The sequence below is a fragment of the Roseinatronobacter sp. S2 genome (genome assembly GCF_029581395.1).
Lineage (GTDB): Bacteria > Pseudomonadota > Alphaproteobacteria > Rhodobacterales > Rhodobacteraceae > Roseinatronobacter.
On record NZ_CP121113.1, the window covers coordinates 3,334,476 to 3,358,908 of the forward strand.

Genomic DNA, 24,433 nt, shown 5'->3' on the forward strand with positions numbered 1-24,433 from the left:
TATGCAGGATTTCCGCGTTCCTGAACGGACCCCACCTGATGACAACGCCGCAATTTCTTGTTTTTGCTATTCTTGCCACAACGATGGGCCTGTTTCTTTGGGGACGGCTGCGTCATGACATTGTGGCACTGATCGCATTGCTGGCTTGCGTCATGGCAGGGCTGGTTCCCGCCGCCGAGGCGTTTGCCGGTTTCGGGCATCCTGCGGTGATCACAGTGGCTTGTGTGCTGGTGCTTAGTCAGGGGTTGCAGAATACCGGCGCTGTGGACTGGCTGGCGCGTGCGGCACTGCCACGCGAAGCCGGTCGGCTGGTCAGCATGTCGGCATTGATGGGACTGGGCGCGGTGCTGTCGGGGTTCATGAATAATGTGGGGGCCATGGCGCTGCTGATGCCGGTGGCCGTGCAACTGTCGGGACGGTTGAACCTGACGGCAGGCCAGGTGCTTATGCCGCTGGCCTTTGGCACCATTCTGGGGGGCATGACCACGCTGATCGGCACACCGCCCAACCTGATCGTATCCGGTTTTCGCGCCGAAGCGGGCCTTGGTCATTTCGCCATGTTCGATTTCGCGCCTGTGGGTGTGGCGGTGGCGGTGGCGGGCGTGGCGTTCGTGGCGCTTGTCGGCTGGCGGCTTGTGCCTGCGCGCAAAGCGTCCGGCACAGACGGCTTTGAAACCGGAAGCTACCTGACAGAGGTGCGCGTGCCGGAAGACAGCAAGGCCGTCGGCATGACCCTGCGCAGTTTTGAGCGCGAGATAGAAGACAGCGAATCGCAAATTGTGGGACTGGTGCGCAATGAGGTGCGCATGACCGCCCCCCATGGCGGGCGGCGCATTCGCGCAGATGACATTCTGGTGCTGGAAGCAGATGTCGAAACGCTGGCCAAGGCGCTTTCGGTCTTTGGCATCAAGCTGGAGGAACAACAGTCATCATCCGACAGCGACGACGAAAACACCGCCACGGCAGCGAAACAAGCCAGCGAAGACGAAGACATCGCGAAGCGTGACGAAGATATTGTTCTGCGCGAATTGGCCGTGCTGCCGGGGTCCAGCATCGTCGGGCGAACGGCGCGCGACATGCATCTGCGCACCCGTTACGGGCTGAACCTGCTGGCGGTGTCGCGCGCAGGGCATCCGCCAAAAGCGCGACTGCGCACCCTTGCATTGAAATCCGGCGATCTGCTGCTGATGCAAGGCCCTGCCGAGGTGATGGCAGAATTCATCAACGAAACAGGATGCGTGCCGCTGGGCGAACGTGAACTGCGCATCCCCGACAAGCGTATGGCGCTTCTTGCAGGCGCAATCATGCTGGGGGCGGTGGGCATTGCGACACTGGGTCTGTTGCCTGCGGCGGCGGCCTTCATGCTGGGGGTGATCGCGTCCATGCTGTTGCGCACGGTGCCACCACGACAGGTCTATACGGCCATTGACTGGCCGGTGATCGTGCTGCTGGCTGCCCTGATCCCTGTCGCAAGCGCAATGCAGGTTACAGGTGCCGCGGATGTACTGGCGCGGTTTCTTGTAGACATAATCGCACAGGGCAATGCCATAGCGGCGCTTGCTGTGGTTCTGGTCACAACCATGTTCCTGTCTGACGTCATGAACAATGCCGCCACCGCAGCGGTGATGTGCCCCATCGCAATCGGTATCGCCATCGCCTTGGGGGTCAACCCCGACAGCTTTCTGATGGCGGTGGCCATCGGGGCGTCCTGCGCATTCCTGACCCCGATCGGGCACCAGAACAATACCCTGATCCTTGGCCCTGGCGGATTTGGTTTTTCTGATTACTGGAAACTGGGTCTGCCACTGGAAATGCTGGTGGTCGCAGTCAGCATGCCGCTGCTGCTGATTGTGTGGCCGCTGTAGCTTCTAACCCGCCGTGCATGACTTGCACACACGGCGGCCTGAATTCCAGAAGTGGTGGCCGGATCATCTGGTCGGTGCGTTCCCGCCAACCACAGTTCCGGCAGCGGCGCCGCCAAGAATGGCTGCGGTCCGGCCGGAACCTGACCCGACCTGCGTGCCAGCCGCAGCGCCCACAAGCCCACCGGTGGCTGCATTGATCTGCGGGTCGTTTGTGCAGCCGGCCAGTGCGCCTATACCTGCGACGAAGGCTGCCGCGACGATAACTCTTTTCATGTCTGTGATCCTCTTGATTTCACTTGCGTGATTTAAGATTTGGCGCGAATGCGGATGCAATCGTGCAAACCATTGTCGCCATCAGGTCCGCGCAAAAGTGACGTTTCATAATGAATTCCCCTGTCAGCGCGAAGGTTGCCCCGATCAGGGTAGTAACGCTGCAATGCCCACAAAAGTTTCATCTGACAAATCATTCTTTTGCGATCAGGCCTTCACCACAGAAGGCATCACAGAATCAGCCACGCCCTGAACGGGCAACAGGCTGTCACGAATGCAAAACCCGTTGGCGCAGAAGCGTTCAGTTCTGCCAGTGCCGTATCAGGGACTCCTTGGCACCAAGAATATGCAGGCGAGTAAGTTCTGCCGCGCGGTCGACATCATTTGCCTTGCAGGCCTCGACAATGGCAAAATGTTCGTTGTTCGCGCGTTCCATACCATCGCTTAGCAGCAACTGCGCACGCAGATAGGGATCAATACGGTCCATGGCCTTATTTAGCATTTCCATATGATAGGGCAGGCCGCTGGACTCGTATAAGGTAGTATGAAAACGGCGGTTCAGATCGCCCCAGCGCATCGGATCTTCGGCACTGGCAAAAACTTCGCAACAGCTTTGGGCATCATTCAACACCTGCTGCGACATGCGCGGCACCGCGCGGCGGATGACTTCGGGTTCCACAAAGGCGCGGAACTCGAATATCTCCGAGGCTTCTTCAAGCGACAACCCGGCAACAACCGCCCCCTTGTAGCGCTGGGTCGTTATCAGCCCGTGCTGTTCAAGCTTCTGCAACGCTTCGCGGATCGGTATCCTGCTGACATTGAAGGCGCGCGCGATTTCATCCTGCCGCAGATGCTCTCCCTGCTTCAGATCGCCCGTGATGATCGCGTGGCGCAAAGCGTCGAACACGATGGTCGTCGCCGACGCTGTTTTTGAGATGTCGTATGCCTGTATCTTCATTGCCGTACTCTCCTGCATACTCTTTAACTGGGTGCGGCAGGAAGGGAAAGAGTGCTATATTGCATATTGTATCCAATCTAAAATCATGCAAGATTGCATCAAATCGAACGACAGGAAAGCGAGTCTGACATGGATACCACACTCTTGGATGGATGTATTCCCGCCCTTATGACACCTTGCAAGGCCGATCACACACCGGATCATCCGGCGTTGGTGCGCAAGGGGCAGGAAATGATGGCCGCTGGCATGTCGGGCGTGGTATATTGCGGATCGATGGGCGACTGGCCGCTGATCAGCGATGCCGACCGCATGGAAGGCGTGGCGCAGCTTGTTGGCGCAGGCGTTCCGGTGATGGTGGGCACAGGGGCAGTCAACACAGCAATTGCGGTGGAACATGCCGCCCATGCCGCGAAAGTGGGTGCACATGCCTTGATGGTGATTCCGCGTGTCCTGTCGCGCGGCACCTCGGTTGATGCGCAGCGCAACCATTTCAAGGCAATCCTGTCGGCAGCGCCCGAAATCCCTGCGGTTATCTACAACAGCCCCTATTATGGCTACTCCACCGGCGCGGATTTGTTCTTTGCCCTGCGCAAAGAGCACCCCAACCTTGTAGGCTTCAAGGAATTCGGCGGCCGTGACAGCTTGCGCTATGCATCGGAATTCATCACCAGTCAGGATGAAGGGGTCACGCTGATGGTGGGCGTCGATACGATGGTTGTAGAAGGGTTCGTCAACTATGGCGCGCGCGGCGCGATCACCGGCATTGGCAATGTTTTGCCGCGCGAGGTGCTGCATCTGGTCGATCTGTCGCGCAAGGCCGCCGCCGGAAATGCACGGGCGCGCGTGCGTGCAAACCAACTTGATGATGCGCTGGCCGTCTTGTCATCGTTTGATGAAGGCGTTGATCTGGTGCTGTATTACAAATACCTGCTGACTCTGCTGGGCGAGCAGGAATATGCCCGCAACATCAACCCCACTGATGAACTGAGCGCCAGCCAGCGCGGCTTTGCCAAAGCCCAGCTGGACCTGTTCCGTGGCTGGTATGCCGAGTGGAACCGCGAGTTGGAAAGCGACCTTAAATGCGCGTAATCGACAGCCATACCGAGGGGGAGCCGACACGGGTAATCCTGTCGGGTGGGCCGGATCTGGGCACAGGCAGCGTGGCGCAACGCGCAATGGCACTGGCGCAGGACCACGCGGCCTTTTGCGATTCAGTCGTGCAGGAACCGCGCGGCACAGCCGCATTGGTGGCGGCCCTTCTGGTGCCGCCGTCATTGCCCGATTGCGCGGCAGGGGTGATCTATTTCAACACGGTCGGCAATCTGGGCATGTGCGGTCATGCCTCTATCGGGACAGCAATCACGCTGGCACATCTTGGCCAGATCGGACCGGGCGTGCACAAGCTGGAAACCCCTGTGGGTGTTGTGACGCTGGAATTGCATTCCGAGCATGAGGCCAGCATCACCAATGTCGAAAGCTACCGTCTGCACAAGGATGTAACCGTCGACGTGGACGGGCTGGGACAGTTTACGGGTGACATCGCATGGGGCGGGAACTGGTTTTTCATAACCCGCAACCTGCCATGTGCACTGGATTTTGCCAATGTTGACCAGTTGCGCGACGCAAGTCTGCGCATACGCAAATGTCTGGAAATGCAGGGCTGGACGGGCACTGATAGCGCGTGGATTGACCATATTGTTCTGATTGGCCCGTCCCAAAATGCCGATGCCCGCAATTTTGTTCTGTGTCCGGGCGGCAGCTATGATCGTTCGCCCTGCGGGACGGGCACATCGGCCCTGCTGGCCTGTCTGGCCGCCGATGGCACGCTGGCCCCGCGAACCGAATGGCTGCAAGAAAGCATCATTGGCAGCACCTACAAGGTGCAATATGCCCCAGGCGACGCAGGAAGGATTGTTCCGACAATACGGGGCCGCGCCTGGGTCACAGCAGAGGCGGACCTGCATTTCGCGCCGACCGACCCCTATGCCAACGGTATCCGCAACCCGCGCCGTTAGGGGCCTTTCATCCATGACTACAGGAGGCAAGAATGGGTTCTCGCAATCTTATCGGCAGTCAGTGGTGTAAAACAGCGCAGTTCCTGCCAATAACGGGCGGGGCGTATCATATGCGTTTCGGCGAAACCAAAAGTGCCAGCCATGGCCCGCGTGAACACCGCGGCTGTGTGGCGGCGTTTTATTCGACCGTCAAGACGGCCTGCATCCGGTCATGAAAACAGCCGTGCCGGATGTAGTGGTCATCGGCGGGGGTGTCATTGGCCTGAGCACGGCGCTGGAACTTCAGGGCCGCGGGCTGGCTGTGACTGTGATCGAACGTGATCCCGACGGGCATAGCGCATCCATAGGCAATGCAGGGGCATTCGCGTTCAGCGATGTCGAACCGCTGGCGGCCCCCGGCATCATGCGCCGCGCGCCCGGCTGGCTGCTTGATCCGCTGGGACCACTTAGCATTCCACCCGCCTATGCACTGCGCATAGCGCCGTGGATGCTGCGTTTCTGGCGCGCAAGCTGGCGCGACCGGCATGCAGGTGCCGTGCAGGCACAGGCCGCGCTGATGGCGCATTCCCAAACCGCGCTGGAACGACTGGTCACGGCCACGGACGCGGGGCCGTTGTTGCGCCGCGAAGGCCAGTTGCAGCTTTACGACAATGCGGCAAGCTTCCGCGCCAGCCTGAACGGTTGGGAAAACCGCCGCGCACATGACATCACGTTCGAACTGATCGAAGATAACCCCGCCCGCATCGCCGAACTGCAACCCGGGCTTGACGCACGGTTTCGTTTTGCGGCCTTCACGCCTGATTGGTTCAACGTCACAGACCCCGGCCAATGGCACGCACATTTGCGCGACTGCTTTTTGGCGCGCGGGGGGCAATTTCGACGGGCCAACGCACGCGCACTGCGCCCGTCTTTGGATCATGTAGATGTGGAAACCGACGGCACGCCCATCCGCGCGGGCAATGTTGTTCTGGCGGCGGGCGCATGGTCACACCATTTGGCCCGCACAATGGGCGAGCGGCTGCCGCTGGAAACCGAGCGCGGCTATAACACCACCCTGCCCGACCCGCGATTTAAGCAGAAAACCCATCTCAGCTTTGCCGATCATGGCTTTGTCGTCACCAAGGTGGGCCAAGGCATTCGCGTGGGCGGCGCAGTTGAACTGGGCGGGCTGCACCTGCCCCCGAACTACCGCCGCGCCGATGTGCTGCTGGACAAGGCAAAAGCGTTCCTGCCCGGACTGAATGCGCAAGGCGGCACGCAATGGATGGGGTTTCGCCCGTCCATGCCCGACAGCCTGCCCGTGATCGGGCGGTCCATCACCGCAGCGCGCGTCATCCATGCCTTCGGGCACGGGCATCTGGGGCTTACGCAATCTGCGGGAACAGCCACACTTGTGGCCGATCTGGTCACCGGCGTGCGCCCGGCAATCGCGCTTGCACCGTATCGCCCCGACCGCTTCGCATTTGCCCGCTTTGGCAAACCCCATCTTGGCAAACATTGACCCCCATTTAACAAGGATAACGCCATGAAAATCACAGCCATCCGCGCCTATCAGCTTGATCTGCCCCTGAAAGAGGGGCGCTATAGTTGGTCAAACGGGAACTATGTTGATGTATTTGACACCACTGTTGTCGAAGTGGAAACAGATGCTGGCGTAACAGGCTGGGGGGAATGCTGCCCGCTGGGGTCGGCCTATCTGCCCGCCTACGCGTTGGGCGTGCGTTCGGGGCTGGCGGAACTGGCGCCGCAGCTGATCGGGGCGGACCCGCTGGCACTGGATGTCCTGAACCGGCATATGGACGCGGTGCTGCGCGGCCACCCTTATGTGAAATCGGCCATTGATGTGGCCTGCTGGGATATCTTGGGCAAGGTAACCGGCCAGCCTGTCTATACGCTGCTGGGTGGCAAGGCGCAGGACGATGTCGTGCTGTACCGCGCAATTTCGCAGATCGAACCCAAGGCCATGGCGGCCAATGTCGCCAGCTACCGCGCCGAAGGCTACACGCGCTTTCAGTTGAAAGTCGGGGCAGATGCCGACAGCGATATCGCGCGTATCCGGCTGTGTGCACAAGCCATGCAACCGGGCGAAGTGCTGGTCGCCGATGCCAATACCGGCTGGACAATGCACGAAGCCGCGCGCGTGGTTCAGGCGGTGCGTGATCTGGATGTCTATATCGAACAGCCCTGCCCGACCTACGAGGAATGCCTTGTCACCCGCCGCCGCACATCATTACCCTTCGTGCTGGACGAGGTCATCACAGATGTCGGTGCGTTTACCCGCGCGCTGAAGGATGGCGCCATGGATGTGATCAACCTGAAGATATCGAAGGTTGGCGGGCTGACACGCGCGCGCCAGATCCGTGACCTGTGCCTTAGCGCGGGCGTGCCAATGACAATCGAGGACACCTGGGGCGGCGATATTGTCACCGCAAGCATCGCCCATCTGGCACAATCGACACCTGCGGAATTCGTATTCTCGGCCACTGATTTCAACAGCTACGGCACCGTCACTTTCGCCCCGGATGCGCCGCAGCGTGTCCATGGCCGGATGCAGGCCGCCGACCGCCCCGGCCTTGGCATCACGCCGGATCGCGACGTGCTGGGCGCGCCGGTCATGCAGGTGTCGTGATGCGATCGAAGCACGCCATCCAGATCGTCGGATGCCATGCCGAAGGCGAAGTGGGCGATGTCATCATTGGTGGTGTCGCCCCACCCCCCGGCGAAACGCTATGGGAACAGGCGCGCTGGATTGATCAGGACCGCACATTGCGCGATTTCGTCCTGAACGAACCGCGCGGCGGCGTGTTTCGACATATAAACCTGCTGGTGCCCCCCAAAGACCCGCGCGCACAGATGGGGTTCATTATCATGGAGCCGGAACACACCCCGCCAATGTCCGGATCAAATTCGATCTGTGTTGCGACCGTGCTGCTGGATACCGGCATAATCGCGATGCAGGAACCCGAAACGCATATGGTTCTGGAAGCCCCCGGCGGTGTGATCGATGTGCGCGCGCAATGCGCGCATGGCAAGGCACAGCGCATATTCGTGCGCAATGTGCCGTCCTTCGCGGGCCAGCTGGATGCGGCACTGGATGTCGGGGGGGTGGGTCGTCTGCGTGTGGATACCGCCTATGGCGGCGACAGTTTCGTGGTGGTCGATGCCAATGCCATGGGGTTTGAAATGGCCGCGCATGAAGCCCGCGATATCGCCGAACTGGGCGCGCGCATCACGGCTGCGGCCAATGCGCAGCTTGGCTTCAGCCATCCTGAAAACCCCGATTGGCGGCATATATCCTTTTGCCTGTTTGCCACGCCCCCCAAAAGCGGGCCGGATGGACCGGAAGTGTATCATGCGGTGGTGATCGAACCGGGTAAAATAGACCGCTCGCCCACGGGCACGGCGGTGTCGGCACAGTTGGCCCTGATGCACAAACGCGACCAGATCGCGCAGGGCGTCATGCTGACAGCGCGGTCCCTGATCGGATCACAGTTTCAGGGGCAGATCGTGGACCAGACAAGTGTTGGCGGACACCCCGCCATCGTGCCCGAAATTTCTGGCCGCGCATGGATCACCGACACGCGCCAGTTGTTGCTGGACCCCGATGATCCATGGCCGCGCGGCTACCGTGTCAATGACACATGGCCCACGATGCCCTGACGCGGGCTGCGCTGGAGCATGTTGCTCAAACGTGGGAACCGGTTTTGAGCTTTTCGAACATGCGAAATCAATAAGTTAGAGCATGCCTCGTGAATGCGAATGAACGTCATATGCGCTAGAACAAAAGCCCGCGCGGCAGTGGCACGTTGATCAGCTTGACGAACAAGACCCAGATGACCAATGTGGCGACAATCGGCACCACGATGGTGCTGGGCCAGTGCCGCAGCGGGTCACGCGTCAGAAGGAAGCTGGCACCGATCAGTGTGATCGCCACGCTGACAGCAAGACCCAGCTTGCCAATCAGCCAGAACATACCCATCCCGATGGCAACCAACCCCACGCCCGTGCTTAGAACAAGGCGCAGGTTTTCCGGGTGGTCATCAGACTTGCCAAAGACCGCTTCGATCATGATCACGGCCCCCGCACAAATCAGCGTGATATAGGCAAGCTGCGGAAAGGCATGTGGTCCCAGACCGGCACCGGGGCGCCAATTGCCATAGGCGATGTCCAGCAAACCCACAGCGCCCACGGCAATGGCCACAAAGCCGGTATAGGTGTCCTGCCGGGTCAGTAATTTGTTGAATTGCGGTTTCATCTTGGTTCCCTCTGGAAACTCATTTCTTCTCGCGCAGAACAAGGGTGAATGTCAGGATCATGATCGCCGCAACAGTATACAGACCGATAGCGATAGGGCTGGACAGCAGATGCATCCAGTCCCCGCGCCCGATCAACAGCGACTGACGCAGCGCGCGTTCTGCCCCCGGAGCGACGATGAAGCCCAGAATCAGCGGGGCCAGCGGGAAGTTATAGACCCGCAGAACAACCCCAAGCAAACCCGCGAATAACAGCACCCAGACATCGATTACGGAATTGCCCGCAGCAAAGGTGCCAAGGATGGCCAGCACGCAGACAATGGGCAGCAGGATGCGCGATTTTATCATCGCGATCTTGGAATAGAAGGGCAGCAGGAATTGTGACAGCCCCAGATTGATCAGGTTGGCATAAATCAGGATCAGAAACAGCGCATAGATCACTTCGGTATGATCATAGATCAGCCTTGGCCCCGGTGTCATGCCCATCAGAATGAACGCTGCCCCGAACAGGGCCGCTGTCGCACTGCCGGGAATGCCGAAAGCGAAAAGCGGGATCAGCGTGGAACCGGATGTGGCGCTGTTGCCTGCCTCGGCTGCGGCGACGCCTTCCAGTGAACCTTTGCCGAATTCCTTGCCATTGCGCGAAAAACGCTGCGCCAGCCCATAGCTGATAAACGCCGCGAGTGACGAGCCGGCACCGGGCAATGCGCCGATAAGCGTGCCCATCGTCGTGCCGATCCATGTAGCTTTCATCGTTGCACGAAATTCGCGAAAGGTCAGTTTGTCCTTGCTGGCGTCATAATCGCCCAACAGGGAGTCTGCCTTTTGCCGTGTGTCATCAATTATGCGGGTGACACGGTCCATCCACGCCTTTGACAGCTGGATAATCAACTCGGACACCGCGAAAATTCCTACAAGAACGGGAATCAGCGCCAGCCCCCCCGCTAGTTCGGGGATACCAAAGGTCAGGCGCAGTGACCCGCCCATCGGGTCGCGCCCGATCATGGCCAGCAGGATACCCAATGCGGCCATTGCCACGCCCTTGGCAACCTTGCCCTTGGTCAATGCAGAAATCAGCAACAACGAGAAGGCATAGAGCGCGAAGAACTCGATCGGGCCGAAAGTCAGCGCCACGATGGCCAGTGGCAGGGCCAGAAAGATCAGCACGAAATCGCTGGTCGTATCGCCAATGACCGACGAATAAAGCGCCGTCATCAGCGCCTTGTTGGGATAGCCCTTAAGCTTGGCCTGATACCCGTCAATCGCTGTCGCAGCAGACCCGGGCGTGCCCGGCACCCCAAAGGAGATGGCAGAGATTGACCCGCCAAACATGCCCCCCTTGTAAATGCCCGTCAACAAACCCAGCGCGGCGGCCGGTTCAAGGAAAAAGACGATAGGCAGCAAGATGGCAATGGCCATGTCACCGCTAAGTCCGGGAATGGCACCCAGCGTCACACCCATGAAAACACCGATGGCGACGTATAATATCACTTCGGGGCTGAACGCGAGGTATAGCGCCGGTATGAAGGATTCCAGCATGATGGCCGCCCGCTATTGAAATATTGGGGACAGGGCCGCAACCGGCAATTGACGGTCAACGCCCCAGTGCGATTTCCCCCGCCAAACCGCAAGGGACGGCTGGCGGGGGAAGGCGGAACAGTCGTGGATCAGTCGATCTCGCCGATATCGCGCAAGATGTTCCCGATGGAATCGACCGTTGCCTGATACAGCACTGTCGAATCTTCGGAATTCATCGGTTCGATGCCTGCATTGACACGGTTGCTCATGGCCACAGCGGTGGGCGAGGCCAGCGCTTCCATGAAGCAATCCTGAAGAAACTCGACCGTTTCCGCAGGGACATCACTGGTTGCAATGATCATCAGCCATGCTGGCAACACCACGTCATAACCTGCCTCGCGGAAGGTCGGGGTGTCGGGCAGTGCAGCAGAACGTTCGGCCGCGAACACGCCCAGCGCGGTCAGTTCCCCCGCAGCCACTTCGGACGCGATGCTGGCGGGAAGTGTCATGCCAAGGTCGATATGGCCGCCCATGATCAGGCTGCGTGTTTCACCACCGCCAGAGGTTGGCACATGGATGTTTTCCAGCCCTGTTGCCGATTCAAACAGAACCAGCGGCAGATGTACAATCCCCAACGGCGAGGCATGACCAAACGTAATGCTGCCCGGATCAGCTTCGGCTGCGGCAACCCAGTCTTCAATCGTCTGGATCGGGTGGTCGGGACGGGTATAGACGGTAGGCAGCCATTCAGTGAAGTTCATGACCGGTTGCCAGTCATCATGGCTCCAGTCCACGTCATCGACATAGCCCGATGTCACGATGGGGCCGTAATCGGTAACAAGCAGCGTGTGGCCATTGGGTTCGGCGTTGCGCACGAAGTTTACCGCTTCAAGCCCGGCTGCGCCCGACATGCTGACCACATCAATACGCGGGCCGCAGAATTCCGGTGCCGTTGCCGACAGCACCCGTGCCGTAATATCGCTGCCGCCGCCCGGTCCGAACGGGATGACCAGACGCAGCGGGTCACTGCCCATCGGGCTGGCCGCGCCAAGCGTGGGCGCGATTGCCACCATGGCTGCAACCGCAGTAGCGACTGCGCGTTTGCGGGTAGGAATATTATGAAACATGAACGTCTCCCTGTTTGTGAAAATACTGATGCGCAAGGGCGCACCGGGGTCGTGGATACTCGGGTTTTATCCAGATTGGATTTTGGATACATTATTCATTGATGTAATGCACCGTCAAGTATTAGTGTGCTTTGAGTGTCTAATCGCGCGGCTTCCGGGTTGCGGATCCTATATTTGAGGCTACCAAAGCAGCCGCAGGAGAAGTGACTGAAATTGTGAAAAATGCCGGAAAAATACGCTTTTATAGATCACATTTAAGTCCAATAGCGGATGAACAGCCGATTTGGCGGGAAATAAAGACACTTCGCGCCATCCTCGGCAAGGGTCGGGCGGCACGTTCTGTGCGCATTCGCCTGCCGAAACAGAACCCGAGGGCGCTGACATGACCGCACCGCCGCCGGACTTCGTGCCAATCTGGCCCGGATTCGGGCTTATCGTATCCGCGCATTGTCTTGGGGCGATGAACCTGCTTGCTGTGCTGGCCTGTTCACCACTGATCGCGGCGGATATGGGGCTTTCCGCAGTCGAAATCGGCCTGATCGCCAGCGCCTATTCAGCGGCACTGGGGACATTGTCGATCCCTGCGGGACGGCTGGCCGACCTGATCGGCGTGCGCACGTCCCTGTTTGTGGCCGCAATGATCACAGCCGCTGGTGCAATGGTCATCGCCACCGGGGACAGTTTCGCGGTGACGCTGGGGGGCATATTGCTGTGCGGGGCGGGGTATAGTCTGGTCAATCCGGCGGCGGGGCGCGCGGTTCTGCTTTGGTATCCGCCCGACCGCCGTGGAACGCTGATGGGAATAAAGCAGACCGGCGTGCCGCTAGGGGGCGCTATCGGCACAAGCAGCGCGATGCTGGCACCTGCGCTGGGCTGGCAGGTCGTTATCGGGGGCATCGGGGGCATTACCGCAATATGCGGCGTGCTGTTTTTGATGCTGCCGCGCGATCAAAGCACGCGCACAGTTGCGCGCATGACCCTGCGTGATGAATTTGCGGCCATTGGGCGGCTGTTCCGCAACCCGGTGCTGGGGCGCATAAATCTGGCCAGCGGGCTGACCAATGGCGGACAGTTCATCCTGTGGAGTTACCTGACAGAATTCCTGCGCATGGGCGCGGGGTTCGGCCTGCCGCTGGCCAATGCCTGCCTAAGCATCCTGCATATCAGCAGCATTGGCGGGCGTATCTTCTGGGGTTGGCTTAGTGATCGCGCTATGGGTGGCGATTCCCGGATCACCTTGCTGCTGGTGGCGGGGATTGCAACACTGGGCCTGCTGGGAGTTGCGCTGGTGACACCGGCGAATGCGGTTCTGCTGGCGCCGCTTCTGGCGGTTGTGCTGGGCGTGACCATTTGTTCTGCCACAGGGGTGCAGATGGCGCTGACCATCCAAACCGCCCAACCCGCGCAGGCAGGCGGCGCAATCGGCTACAACATGCTGGCCACCAATATAGGTGGTGTCATCGCGCCGCCGGCCTTTGGCCTTGTGCTGGAACTGTCGGGCAGCTTTGCGCTAAGCTGGTTGCTGGCGGCAACGGGCGTTGCACTGGCCTTCGGGCTGCTTTGGATGGACCGGCGCGTGAAACAATAACCCGGCGGTCCTATGACCCTGAACTATGGCATGCATTCCGACATCACACTGTCGGTGCCAGCGTCAGGGCCTGCGTATCGGGGCGGCTGCCCAGCAGGTCTTGCATATCGGAATGACTGCACGCGGACGGCACCTCATCTGTCCAGACCCAGAACGATTTCAGGTCATACTCCCCAAAAGACGTGATCATCGCGCCATCTGCCGCATCGCGCCCGCGAACCATCAATACCCTGCCAATCCGCGGTTCGTTATAGCGCGCATCGAATGTATACCACCGACCGCCCAGATACACCTCGAACCACGCGCAGAAATCGCCGGGGCCGGAATAGGGCACCCCGACATCGCCCAGATAGCCGCTGGCATAGCGGGCGGGTATGCTCATGGCGCGGCACAGCGCAATCGCAGAATGCGCAAAATCGCGGCACACCCCTGTCTTTTCGCGCAGCGCGTCGCTTGCGGTCTTGGTGGGGCGCCCGAACCCATAGCCAAAGGTCAGGGTGTTGTGAACGTGGTTGCAGATCGCCTGAACCCGCGCCCAACCCGGCTGGGTGGTGCCAAACAATTCCAGTGCAACCGGCGCAAGCATATCAGATTCGCAATACCGGCTGGCTGTCAGGAATTGCAGCGTTTCAGGTGGCAGGTCGTTGACATCATGTTGTTGCGCATTCCAGTTGAACACATCCGGTTCCCCGCCCACCTCCACAATGCAATCAGACCAGAGTTTCAGCCGCCCCGCAGGCGTTTTCAACCGCGTCAGCCGATTGCCGAAAGTATCGAGGAACGTGTCCAACGGCAGGTCGGGGTCCGCCTGCACCGCAGTTGATCCGATAACCCGCCCCGCAAAGCTGGAATGCGGCGACAAGGCAAGGATCAGGACTGTGTCTGCCTTGCTTTCAATGGTGATTTCATAACCGATGCGAATGAACATTGCTGCCTTTTCTGAAATGACATGAATTCGGGTCTGGCTTGTGCCCCCTGCCCCAGGCAGTCACATCAAGGGATAGTCCTATCCAAGTGCTGCGTATACCGCACCGGACGCAATCTGCCTATGACTGTCAGGTGACACTCGGTGAACACCGCGTGATGATCCACCCCGCAAGGGACATGATATGTGCATTCCGGTGTCCAGCCGGACAGGTTCGCCATACAGTCCAAGACAGGCAACCGGATTGTTGCCCCCGAAACCTGATCCGTGCCCGCCACCCATCGCGGGTCATTCTGGTCCGTGGAGCATGCCCGCATGAAGGCGGGAACCTAGCGACGGTGGGGCTTTGGGCCAGTGTCACAAACCCAGCAACATGCCCATCAACCTGATTGTGTGAACTGACACCAAAACGGTCTGCCGTGACCCCATATGCATATCATTGTGTCATCGCTTTGTGCGCATGACCATCGCGGCCCGCCGGGCGGGGCGCTGCAACACCGAAGGCATAGTCACGCCCGCCCAAACGGCGCAAGACCCCGTCACCCGCATCTTCCAGCGCAGTCATACTGTCCACCCAGTCGCCGCAATTGGCATAGGTCAGGCCAAAATGATTGTGCAGGGCGGCAATGTGGAAATGTCCACAGATCACCCCGTCCAGCCCCTTGGCGCGGGCCAGATCAACCATGTGACGTTCATATCTGCGACCACTGTAGCGAAGCCCGTTTGCAGCCGCCAGCAGCCGGTCCACCACCCCGCGCGCCTGCGGTTGTCGCCGCGACAGCTTGCGCAACACCCGGTCACAGCGCCGCAAGCCATGGTCAATCAGGCTGCCCAGCCGTGTCATGGAATGAAGACGGATCAGGCGGCTGTCGGCTTCGTCCCCGTGCAGCACAAGGAAGCGCTTCCCCTTGGCTGTCTTGTGTATATAGGACGTCACATGCTGCGCCTTCAGCCGCGCATGCGGCGGGATCATGGCTGGATCAGGGTCATGATTGCCACGCACATAGATCAGCCGCGCGCCCGCCCGCGCGCGGGCCTGCAGATGGTCGATCACCGCCTGATCCTGCGCGCACCAATGGGGCAACAAGGGATGCCACAGATCAAGGATATCACCGACCAGCACATAGGTTTCGGCGGGGTTATCTTGCAAGAAGCGCAGGACCAGCCCCGCGCGCGAAGACAGCGCGCCCAGATGCAAATCCGACAGGAACAATGTACGCCCCTGCGACACATGCGGGCGGAATGATCGGTCAAAAGGCATTGCACCATCCGTTTTATCCAGACGCGCAAAACATGCCGCAGCGCCGCGACAATTATGTGACCACAACGTATCAGTTTTATTGCGCACCCAAATCGTGGGGAAAATGCCACAGGGGGGCACTATTTATGGTGTCACCAAGGGCACGATCAGCACGGTCTGACATGAACCTGTCATCTGTTCGGGGCAAAAGATGGACATCTGGAACCTGGTCCGAAACCTGGCTTATGACGATGAACGCTATCCTGCCGCGCGATGCGAAACACCTGTCTCCACTCCGCGCACCCTGCGCGCAGCATCTGCCGCAACAGGCCGATGCCCGACACCGCATCCTGATCGTAACCGATGCGTGGACGCCGCAGGTGAATGGCGTTGTGCGTAGCTACGAGAATATCATCTGCGAGTTACGGGCCATGGGACATGATGTCGGGGTGATCAGCCCGCAGGATTTCAAGACCCTGCCACTGCCGGGCTATCGCGAGATTGCGCTTGCAGCCTTTCCCTATCGCAGGCTTGCGCGCCGGATTTCCGGCTTTGGCCCTGATATGATTCACATCGCCGTGGAAGGGCCGCTTGGCTGGGCGGCGCGGCGCTATTGCAAAAGGCATGGCCTGCCCTTCTCCACGGCGTTCCACACCAATTTCCCTGCCTATATTGCGCTACGCGCACCGCGCTTTGCGCGCGCGCCCCTTGAACGGATGGCGCTGGCTGTGCTTCGGCGGTTTCATGGCGCGGCGCATCATACATTCGTCGCCACCCCGTCGATGGAAGGGCAACTGCGCGACTGGGGCTTTGGCGGGCGCTTGCTGCGGCTGTCGCGCGGGGTAGATGCAGGGCTGTTTTACCCGCCGCAAAGGCCTGTGCGGCGCGATGTGCCTGTTTTGCTGTATGTCGGCCGCGTTGCACCGGAAAAGAACCTTGAGGGATTCTTGCGCCTGACACAGGCACAGACCGGCCCCGCGCGCAAGGTTGTGGTCGGCGATGGTCCTGCGCTGGCGGCCCTGCGCCGCGCCTATCCTGATGTCACATTTCGCGGCAAACTGACTGGCCTGCCCCTTGCACAAGCCTATCGCACAGCCGATGTGTTTGTCTTTCCATCGCGCACCGATACCTTTGGTATTGTCCTGATCGAAGCGCTGGCCTGTGGTCTGCCGATCGCCGCCCATGATGTGCCCGGCCCGCGCGATATTGTCACCGGTCCTGCATTGGGCGCATTGGATGATGACCTTGGCCGTGCCATCCGGCGCGCACTTGCAGCCCCCGGCAGCGGCACAGAACGCAGCACCCATGCCCGTGCACTGTATACATGGGGGGCCGTCGCAAAGACCTTTGTGCACAACCGCGCGCAGATCACGCCGGAAGGCCAGCGACCTTGACGCCCTGAATTGGAATATCTGACCGTATGGGCAGAAAATTAATGCGTGAATAAGGACATCATCCCGCCAATAGGGCGCATCATAAACAAAACTGACCGCCCGCACGGATCGTCAGGGCAAATGTCATTTGCGGCCCAAGAAAGCCGGAAATCCGGTCGCGGCAGATCGCACCACCAGCGGCCCGGTTCCCTTGTCGCTGTCAGAAAGGCCAACTAACTGACCGCTCCAACCTTGATAAGAGCGCGCCCATGTCGATCACCATTTCCGGCCTTACCAAACGTTTTGCAAAGACGGATGTTCTGCGCGGGGTGGAACTTGGCGTGGACAAGGGCGAGCTGGTCGCGCTGCTGGGCCCGTCGGGCTCTGGCAAGACGACGCTGCTGAAAATCATCGCGGGGCTGGAATGGCCCGATACGGGCCGCTTGACGGTGGATGGTCAGGACTGGCTGCAACTGGCAGCGCAGGACCGCCGCATCGGGTTCGTGTTCCAGCATTATGCGCTGTTCCCACATATGAAGGTGCGCGATAATCTGGCATTCGGGCTGTCGGTGCGCCCGCGGGCTGAACGTCCGGGCAAGGCCGTTATCGCCGCGAAAGTGGATGAGTTGCTGCATTTCCTGCAAATCGACCATCTGGCAGACCGCTACCCTGCGCAACTGTCAGGCGGGCAGCGCCAGCGCGTGGCCCTTGGCCGTGCTTTGGCGATTGAGCCGAAAGTGCTGCTGCTGGATGAACCTTTCGGCGCGCTGGATGCCGCGATACGCCGTGACCTGCGCCGCTGGCTGCGCGGTGTGCATGAGGCAACAGGGTCCACCACGATATTTGTGACCCATGATCAGGAAGAAGCGTTTGAACTGGCCGACCGCGTGGTCGTGATGGGTGAAGGGCAGATCGCCCAGATCGGCGATGCTGATACGATTCATGACCATCCGGCCACACCGTTTGTCGCACGGTTCATGGGGGCCACTGTGGAACTGCCTGTCACCCTGCTGGCAGGACGCGCCGAAGGCGCAGGGCTGGACCTGAGCACACTGCCACGGCGGGCGTTGCCAGATGGCGCGGGGCGGCTTTTTGTCCGCGCCGAAGATATTACGCCCGTGCCCGAAGCGGATGCCCCGTGGCGGATCGTCAGCCGAACCAGCACCGGCGCGCATCTACGCCTTGTGCTGCGTCACCCCGAACTGGGCGAAGCTGAAGCCGAAGTGCCCCGCCGCACCGTCCGGGCCGAGGCGCTGACACCAGACGCAGCCGTCCGCCTGAAGATCGAGACGGGCACGATATTTCCCACCGACCGGCGCATGCAGGCCGCATCGGCGTCGCAACTCCCGCTTACACCCCAAAAGGAGAAGACAAGATGACTTTCCCTGTTCTTCGTATATCTGCCGTGGTTCTTGCGCTTGGCACCACGCCCGCCACCGCACAAGATATCCTGCTCAACACCAGCTATGACATTGCGCGCGAATTGTTCGAGGCGCTGAATCCCGGTTTTCAGGCGTATTGGCAGGAGAGCACAGGCCGCACGGTCGCGATTGACCAAAGCCATGGCGGATCGTCGCGGCAGGCGCGTGCGATCCTTGAAGGCCTGCCCGCTGATGTGGTGACCTTCAATCAGGAAACCGATATTGATGTGCTGGCCGAAGGGGGCTTGCTGCCCGAAGACTGGCGCGACGCGCTGCCCAATGGTGCCTCCCCTTGGTATTCGCTGCCTGCATTCCTTGTGCGCGACGGCAACCCCAAGGACATCAACGACTGGAGTGATCTTACACGCGAAGATGTGGAGGTGATCTTCCCCAACCCGCGCACCAGCGGCAATGCACGCTACACCTATCTGGCGGCCTTCGCCTATGGGCTGGAACAAAATGACGGCGATGAAGATGCCGCCGAAGCCTTCGTCAAGGCGATCTTTGACAATGTGCCGGTGTTCGACACTGGCGGGCGCGGGGCAACCCAGACCTTCGCCGAGCGTAACATCGGGGATGTGCTGGTCACATTCGAGGCCGAAACCGGCGGCATTGCGGCAGCCTATTCCGATCAGGGGCTGGAACGCGTAACCCCGTCGATTAGTCTGTTTGCGGCGTTCCCCGTGGCGGTGGTTTCAGAAGTCGCTGAACGCAATGGCACCACAGAACTGGCTACAACCTATCTTGAATGGCTTTACACGCCGGACGCGCAGCGCATCGTCGCTGACCATTTCTACCGTGTGGCAGATGCGGATGTATCGGCAGAATTCGCCGACCAGCTGCCCGATGTGCGTCTGGTGACGGTGGATGACGTGTTCGGCGGCTGGGACGCCGTGCAGGAAAACCACTTTGCCGAAGGCGCGCGCCTTGACAATGTGTTCGTGAACCAGTGAGCAGATGACCACCGCAGCCACCAATACCGGCGCGCCCATCCGCGCCAAACGCGTCCTGCCGGGGTTCACCCTAAGCCTTGGCACGACGCTGTTATATATGACGTTCATCGTGCTGATCCCGGTGATCGCGCTGATCCTGAAAGGGGCCGAAATCGGCCCCGGGGGGTTCTGGCGCATCATCTCCAGCCCGCGAGCGGTGGCTGCGTTCCAGATCACGCTGACAGCGGCACTGATCGCAACTGCCTTCAACGCGATCTACGGACTTTTGATGGCTTGGGTGCTGGTGCGCTATGAATTTCGCGGGAAACGCATCCTTGATGCGCTGATGGATGTGCCTTTTGCGCTGCCCACAGCGGTGGCGGGTCTGTCGCTGACAGCGCTGTTTTCCGCCAATGGCTGGTTTGGTCCGGTGCTTGATGCGATGGGCATTCAGGTCGTCTACACCATCTGGGGCATTGCGCTGGCCATGGCGTTCACATCCGTCCCGTTTGTTGTACGCACCGTCCAGCCGGTGCTGGAAGACATGGACCCCGCGCTGGAACAGGCCGCGCTGACGCTTGGTGCGCCCCCCTGGGCCATCTTCACCCGCGTTGTGTTTCCCGCGATCCTGCCTGCGTGGTTGGCGGGGTGCACAACGGCTTTCGCGCGCAGTTTGGGCGAATTCGGGGCCATCGTGTTTATCGCAGGAAACCTGCCTTTCCGCACGGAAATTGCCGCCCTTCTGGCCTATATCCGGCTGGAGGAATTTGACTATAACGGCGCGGCCGCCATTGCCCTTGTATTGCTGGCTTTCGCGCTGGTGTTGCTTGTCGTGTCCAATGTCTTGCAGGCATGGGCATCGCGCCACCGCGAGGCAAGCCGATGACAACCGCACCCCTTGGACAACTGCCCGGCCAGACCCGCCGGGACGAGCGCATCCTGATCGGGGTGGCCGTCGGGTTGACGCTGCTGTTCATTGCGGCCCCGCTGGTGTTCATCTTCGCGCGCGCCTTCTCGCAGGGCTGGCAGGTTTATGCCGCCAATATCCTGCACCCCGCGACATTGCACGCGATCTGGCTGACAACGCTGGTCGCGATCATCGTCGTGCCCGTGAATGTGGCTTTCGGCATTGCCGCCGCGTGGGCCGTGGCCAAGCACCGCTTTCCGGGGCGCGGAATACTGGTGACACTTATCGAGATTCCGTTTTCAATTTCGCCCATCATCGCGGGTATCTGCTATCTGCTGCTTTACGGGCGGCAGGGCATACTCGGGCCATGGCTTCAGGCCAATGATCTACAGGTGGTCTTCGCGCTTCCGGGCATTGTGCTGGTCACCATGTTCGTGACGGCCCCTTTTGTCGCGCGAGAGGTCTTGCCACTGATGCAGGCGCAAGGGTCCGAGCAGGAACAGGCCGCCGTCACGCTGGGCGCGAATGGCTGGCAGATATTCACCCGCGTGACGCTGCCAAATATCAAATGGGCGCTGCTTTACGGCGCGGTGCTTTGCACAGCGCGCGCGGTGGGTGAATTTGGCGGTGTCTCGGTCGTGTCGGGCAATATTCGCGGCCAGACCAACACGCTGCCTTTGCATGTTGAACTGCTGTTCAACGACCTGAATGCAGTAGGTGCCTTTGCTGCCGCATCTACCCTGACGCTTATCGCGGTTGTCGCACTGGTGGTGAAAACAATCCTTGAAGGGCGCAGGCAATCATAGCGCATGCCACAATGGCGCTATGCGCTATGCGAACGTCACAAGCCCGCATAGCGCAACCAAAGCCCCGCACGATGGCGCGTGGGGCTTTGGGGTATCAGGCATAGAAATCGGGGGCCTTCTTGAACTGCGTCCATGCATCCGGGTCATGGCCCGTGACAACCATCGCACCGGTCTTGTCGGCCAAAGCACGCATCTTTTGCACGGAACGCACCGCGTCCGTCGTCGATGCAAGAAAGCCCGGCAGGGATTTTTCTTCCCAGTGGTCTGTCGTATAGGCAGCATCAACCGCCAGCAGGATGGGGCCACTTTGGGGCAGCCGGACCAGCAAGGATTGATGACCGGGCGCATGGCCGGGGGTGAAAACCGTGGTCAGCGTGCCATCACCATAGACGTCATAGAAGTCATCTTCGGTGCCGTTCAGGAACTGCCATTTCAGACCGGGCTTGTCGAAATCCTTGCGGATATAGCCGCCCGCCGCGAACCAGTCGGGGGTGTAGGCGTATTCGTATTCCGTGCGCTGCACGATATGGGTGGCATTTGGAAAACGGCCCACAGCGCCAGTGTGGTCAAGGTGCAGATGTGACTGAACCACATATTTCACGTCTTCGGGCTTGATGCCCAGCTTTTCCAACTGCGCAACGCACCCCTCTGATGGGTCCATCACCGGTTTATAGACATCACAGATCCCGCCCCAATGGCCACGCGGATCGGTGGCAACTTCTACCGCGTTCCCGCCATCAATGATCGTGTGCCCCTTTGGATGGGTGATCAGGTAATAGGGCACAGGTATTTCATAATCGGCCCCGGCGCCTTCGTTCATTTTGATGTTGTGAACCTTGCATTTCAACGAGCCGCTTTGCAGCATATACAGGCGAATATCAGTCATGGTGCCTCCTCAAGTTTGACCATTCCGGAATGTATCGGTGCCCGAAGGCACCAACCCTCAGTAAGCTTCGCGATAGAGTTCAAGCGCGTCCTCTTCCGTCACTTCGACAGGGTTGTTAACCAAAAGTCGTGTCTGCTTCATTGCGTCGCGTGCAAGCATGGCAAGGCTGTCATCCGTTACACCGACGTCGCGCAGGCGCCGCGGTGCACCGCTTTCATCCATCAACGCCTGCATGAAGGTGACGAACTGCCCTGATCGCGCTTGTGCGTCACCTGATCCGGGCGCGCCGATAACATCTGCCAGTTCCGCGTATAACGGGGCCGCAACCTTGGCATTGTAGCGCAGCACCGGCCCCAGCATCAGCGCGTTGGTCAGCCCATGTGGCAGGTGGTAGTGCCCGCCAAGCGGATAGGCCAGCGCGTGAACTGCCGCCACAGGCGAATTCGAAAAGGCCTGCCCGGCCAGCATGGCCCCCAGCAGCATCTTTTCACGGGCTTCCTGGTTACTGCCGTCTTTGCACGCCGTGACCAGATTGGCCGACAGCAGCCGCATCGCCTCTCTGGCCAGCGCATCAGAAAGGGGGTTCTTCTTGAACTTTGACGTATACGCCTCGATCGCGTGGACCATAGCGTCAATGCCGGTCGCCGCAGTGTGCACTGCCGGCAGGCCGATGGTCAGTTCTGCATCCAGCAGCACAAAATCCGCATATAGCTGGTTAGAGACAACGCCCATCTTTGTCGTCTCGCCCGTGGTGATGATGGAAATGTTGGTCACCTCGGACCCTGTTCCGGCGGTGGTGGGGATCAGCGCCATCGGGATGCGCGCGCCGGTGACATTGCCAATACCATACATATCGGACAGCGCCTGATCAGATCGCGCCAGCACGGCGGCCATTTTTGCAATGTCCAAAGACGACCCGCCACCAAGCCCGATTACAATATCGGCCCCAATGGCACGGCCGGTTTCGGCGCAGGCCGCGACAATTTTTTCAGGCGGGTCTGCGACCACATCGCTGAATATACTGACGCTAAAGCCCGCAGCTTCAAGCGATGCCTGCACAGGGTCGATCAGCCCTGCCGATATCAACCCCTTGTCGGTCACCAGCAATGCGTTGCGCCCGTCGAAACGGTCGGCAAGCAGTTCACCCAACCGCCTGGAACCGGCCCATTCAACATGAATTTGGGGCGTCGTCGTGAAACTGAAGGGGGTCATGGTCATTATGTCTTCTCCTTGATGCGCTTTATTGTGCGGACACGGAACCTGCGGCGCGGTTTCGCGGTGGCGCAATATCCGTAAGGATGGTCAGTTCAAAAATGTCATGCACAGCGCCGCCCTACAGATGTGGTCTTGGCGCCGCTCCGCAGGGCATCCACCATCGGCATGGCACGGTCATTCAGCCTGAACATATCTCCCCCCGAATTCAGTTCAATATATTGAACTTATATTCCGTATATTGTACATACTAAGAAGGATAATTTGGTCATGTCAAGCTGGAGTCCCCATGCCGCCATCAGTTTCCGCGTCTTCAGGGGCCACCAATGCCCCCGCATTGCGTCGTGCCGTAGCAATCCTCGACCATCTTGCAGACACCGGAACAGCCCTAAGCATGGCCGAAATTTCGCGCGCCCTTGGGCTGCCGAAAAGCACATCACATGGCCTTATCCTCGCTATGGAAGACATCGGGCTTGTCCAGCGGGTTCCGGGCGGGGGCTTTCGTATCGGGTCGCATCCGCTGCGATGGGCGCAGGGTTTTTTGTCGCAAACCGATCTGGTGACAAGCTTCAAAGCCTATTTTGCACAGAACCGTGAGCTGGCCCGGTTCACGGTCACAATGACGGTGCTTGAACATGATGAGGTGGTCTATATTGCCTGCGAACAGGCGAATCAGCCGCTTGGGGTGACGTTTCGCATCGGCATGCGGTTGCCCGCCCCCTTTACTGCAACCGGTTTGGCGCAGCTTGCATCCCAACCCGATCAAGAGATTTGCCGCCGGTTCGATGGCCACTTTCCCCAACCCCTTACAGAGCACAGCCTGCGCAATGTGCCAGAGTTGCTGAACGAGCTAGAGGCGGTTCGCGAACGCGGCTTTTCGATTGATAATGGACAGGTGCGACAAGGAATGATTTGTCTGGGCACTATTCTGCGTGATCATACAAACGCAGCCGTTGCGGGCATCGCCGTGTCGCTGACGCGGCAGGAAGCCACACCAGACGTGATCGATATGCTGGGCACAACGCTACAGGTCACGGCGCAAGGTATTTCCAGACAACTGGGATACGAGCACAAGCCCTGAAAGCGCGGAAAACTCCGTCTGACGCTTGGTTCTGCCGCCGCATCAGCTTGCCCTGC

General features: G+C 59.9%; 23 protein-coding genes. 14 read left to right on the forward strand and 9 right to left on the reverse strand.

The features are described from left to right. The first annotated feature begins 38 nt into the window (after positions 1–38). Entirely contained in the window at positions 39–1,865 is a 1,827-nt protein-coding gene (locus P8S53_RS16025) for an SLC13 family permease (RefSeq protein ID WP_277804981.1), read from the forward strand. A 63-nt stretch (positions 1,866–1,928) separates the two neighbouring features. On the opposite strand, the gene P8S53_RS16030 is transcribed toward P8S53_RS16025, so the two are convergent. Together P8S53_RS16030 and P8S53_RS16035 are read right to left on the reverse strand one after the other, a co-directional pair. Beyond that, complete coding sequence (locus P8S53_RS16030) at positions 1,929–2,138, reverse strand: glycine zipper 2TM domain-containing protein (RefSeq protein ID WP_277804982.1); 210 nt, start codon at positions 2,136–2,138, stop codon at positions 1,929–1,931. Positions 2,139–2,436: 298 nt separating this feature from the next. Then, positions 2,437–3,093: a GntR family transcriptional regulator gene (locus P8S53_RS16035; RefSeq protein WP_277804983.1), complete on the reverse strand. Its 657-nt coding sequence runs from the start codon at positions 3,091–3,093 to the stop codon at positions 2,437–2,439. Between the two features lie 129 nt (positions 3,094–3,222). On the opposite strand from P8S53_RS16035, the gene P8S53_RS16040 reads away from it, so the two are divergent. The 6 genes from P8S53_RS16040 to P8S53_RS16065 are packed head-to-tail and all read left to right on the forward strand — an operon-like array spanning position 3,223 to position 8,768. Further along, the gene (locus tag P8S53_RS16040) at positions 3,223–4,182 is read left to right on the forward strand and encodes a dihydrodipicolinate synthase family protein (RefSeq protein WP_277804984.1); all 960 of its coding nucleotides are present in this window, start codon (positions 3,223–3,225) and stop codon (positions 4,180–4,182) included. Then, on the forward strand, positions 4,173–5,108 hold the full coding sequence (locus tag P8S53_RS16045; protein WP_277804985.1) for a proline racemase family protein: 936 nt from the start codon (positions 4,173–4,175) through the stop codon (positions 5,106–5,108). Before P8S53_RS16040 ends, P8S53_RS16045 begins: the two co-directional genes overlap by 10 nt. A 32-nt stretch (positions 5,109–5,140) precedes the next feature. Next, positions 5,141–5,323 (forward strand): hypothetical protein, encoded by a 183-nt coding sequence (locus tag P8S53_RS16050; protein ID WP_277804986.1) that lies wholly within the window; start codon positions 5,141–5,143, stop codon positions 5,321–5,323. Further along, entirely contained in the window at positions 5,320–6,609 is a 1,290-nt protein-coding gene (locus tag P8S53_RS16055) for an FAD-binding oxidoreductase (protein ID WP_277804987.1), read from the forward strand. Before P8S53_RS16050 ends, P8S53_RS16055 begins: the two co-directional genes overlap by 4 nt. Positions 6,610–6,633: 24 nt before the next feature. After that, complete coding sequence (locus P8S53_RS16060; protein ID WP_277804988.1) at positions 6,634–7,737, forward strand: cis-3-hydroxy-L-proline dehydratase; 1,104 nt, start codon at positions 6,634–6,636, stop codon at positions 7,735–7,737. Continuing rightward, entirely contained in the window at positions 7,737–8,768 is a 1,032-nt protein-coding gene (locus tag P8S53_RS16065) for a proline racemase family protein (protein WP_277804989.1), read from the forward strand. Before P8S53_RS16060 ends, P8S53_RS16065 begins: the two co-directional genes overlap by 1 nt. 115 nt (positions 8,769–8,883) lie before the next feature. Here P8S53_RS16065 and P8S53_RS16070 read toward each other — a convergent pair whose 3' ends face one another. From P8S53_RS16070 to P8S53_RS16080, 3 genes are all read right to left on the reverse strand, one after another. Then, on the reverse strand, positions 8,884–9,363 hold the full coding sequence (locus P8S53_RS16070) for a tripartite tricarboxylate transporter TctB family protein (RefSeq protein WP_277804990.1): 480 nt from the start codon (positions 9,361–9,363) through the stop codon (positions 8,884–8,886). 19 nt (positions 9,364–9,382) lie between these two features. After that, positions 9,383–10,900: a tripartite tricarboxylate transporter permease gene (locus P8S53_RS16075; RefSeq protein ID WP_277804991.1), complete on the reverse strand. Its 1,518-nt coding sequence runs from the start codon at positions 10,898–10,900 to the stop codon at positions 9,383–9,385. A gap of 128 nt (positions 10,901–11,028) precedes the next feature. Then, positions 11,029–12,006: a tripartite tricarboxylate transporter substrate binding protein gene (locus P8S53_RS16080; protein ID WP_277804992.1), complete on the reverse strand. Its 978-nt coding sequence runs from the start codon at positions 12,004–12,006 to the stop codon at positions 11,029–11,031. Between the two features lie 382 nt (positions 12,007–12,388). On the opposite strand from P8S53_RS16080, the gene P8S53_RS16085 reads away from it, so the two are divergent. Further along, complete coding sequence (locus tag P8S53_RS16085; protein WP_277804993.1) at positions 12,389–13,594, forward strand: MFS transporter; 1,206 nt, start codon at positions 12,389–12,391, stop codon at positions 13,592–13,594. Positions 13,595–13,637: 43 nt separating this feature from the next. Here P8S53_RS16085 and P8S53_RS16090 read toward each other — a convergent pair whose 3' ends face one another. Next, positions 13,638–14,522 (reverse strand): transglutaminase family protein, encoded by an 885-nt coding sequence (locus P8S53_RS16090; protein ID WP_277804994.1) that lies wholly within the window; start codon positions 14,520–14,522, stop codon positions 13,638–13,640. Positions 14,523–14,955: 433 nt separating this feature from the next. After that, entirely contained in the window at positions 14,956–15,780 is an 825-nt protein-coding gene (locus P8S53_RS16095; protein WP_277804995.1) for a UDP-2,3-diacylglucosamine diphosphatase, read from the reverse strand. Between the two features lie 224 nt (positions 15,781–16,004). Between P8S53_RS16095 and P8S53_RS16100 the strand changes: the two genes are divergently transcribed. The 5 genes from P8S53_RS16100 to cysW all read left to right on the forward strand — a co-directional run bounded on the left by P8S53_RS16100 (position 16,005) and on the right by cysW (position 21,198). Next, positions 16,005–17,153: a glycosyltransferase family 1 protein gene (locus tag P8S53_RS16100; protein ID WP_277804996.1), complete on the forward strand. Its 1,149-nt coding sequence runs from the start codon at positions 16,005–16,007 to the stop codon at positions 17,151–17,153. Between the two features lie 248 nt (positions 17,154–17,401). Beyond that, positions 17,402–18,511, forward strand: a complete 1,110-nt coding sequence (locus P8S53_RS16105; protein ID WP_277804997.1) for a sulfate/molybdate ABC transporter ATP-binding protein — start codon at positions 17,402–17,404, stop codon at positions 18,509–18,511. Continuing rightward, positions 18,508–19,506: a sulfate ABC transporter substrate-binding protein gene (locus tag P8S53_RS16110; protein WP_277804998.1), complete on the forward strand. Its 999-nt coding sequence runs from the start codon at positions 18,508–18,510 to the stop codon at positions 19,504–19,506. The genes P8S53_RS16105 and P8S53_RS16110 overlap by 4 nt, the downstream gene beginning before the upstream one ends. 4 nt (positions 19,507–19,510) lie before the next feature. Continuing rightward, the gene (gene cysT, locus P8S53_RS16115; RefSeq protein ID WP_277804999.1) at positions 19,511–20,371 is read left to right on the forward strand and encodes a sulfate ABC transporter permease subunit CysT; all 861 of its coding nucleotides are present in this window, start codon (positions 19,511–19,513) and stop codon (positions 20,369–20,371) included. Further along, positions 20,368–21,198: a sulfate ABC transporter permease subunit CysW gene (gene cysW, locus P8S53_RS16120; RefSeq protein ID WP_277805000.1), complete on the forward strand. Its 831-nt coding sequence runs from the start codon at positions 20,368–20,370 to the stop codon at positions 21,196–21,198. The genes cysT and cysW overlap by 4 nt, the downstream gene beginning before the upstream one ends. Before the next feature lie 94 nt (positions 21,199–21,292). Here the strand turns inward: cysW and attM are convergent, their stop codons facing one another. After that, a complete protein-coding gene (gene attM, locus P8S53_RS16125; RefSeq protein ID WP_277805001.1) occupies positions 21,293–22,084 on the reverse strand; it encodes an N-acyl homoserine lactonase AttM in 792 nt (263 codons plus the stop codon). 57 nt (positions 22,085–22,141) lie between these two features. Continuing rightward, complete coding sequence (locus P8S53_RS16130) at positions 22,142–23,302, reverse strand: iron-containing alcohol dehydrogenase (protein ID WP_277805002.1); 1,161 nt, start codon at positions 23,300–23,302, stop codon at positions 22,142–22,144. Between the two features lie 283 nt (positions 23,303–23,585). On the opposite strand from P8S53_RS16130, the gene P8S53_RS16135 reads away from it, so the two are divergent. Next, positions 23,586–24,377 (forward strand): IclR family transcriptional regulator, encoded by a 792-nt coding sequence (locus tag P8S53_RS16135; protein ID WP_277805003.1) that lies wholly within the window; start codon positions 23,586–23,588, stop codon positions 24,375–24,377. The last annotated feature ends 56 nt before the right edge of the window (positions 24,378–24,433 follow it).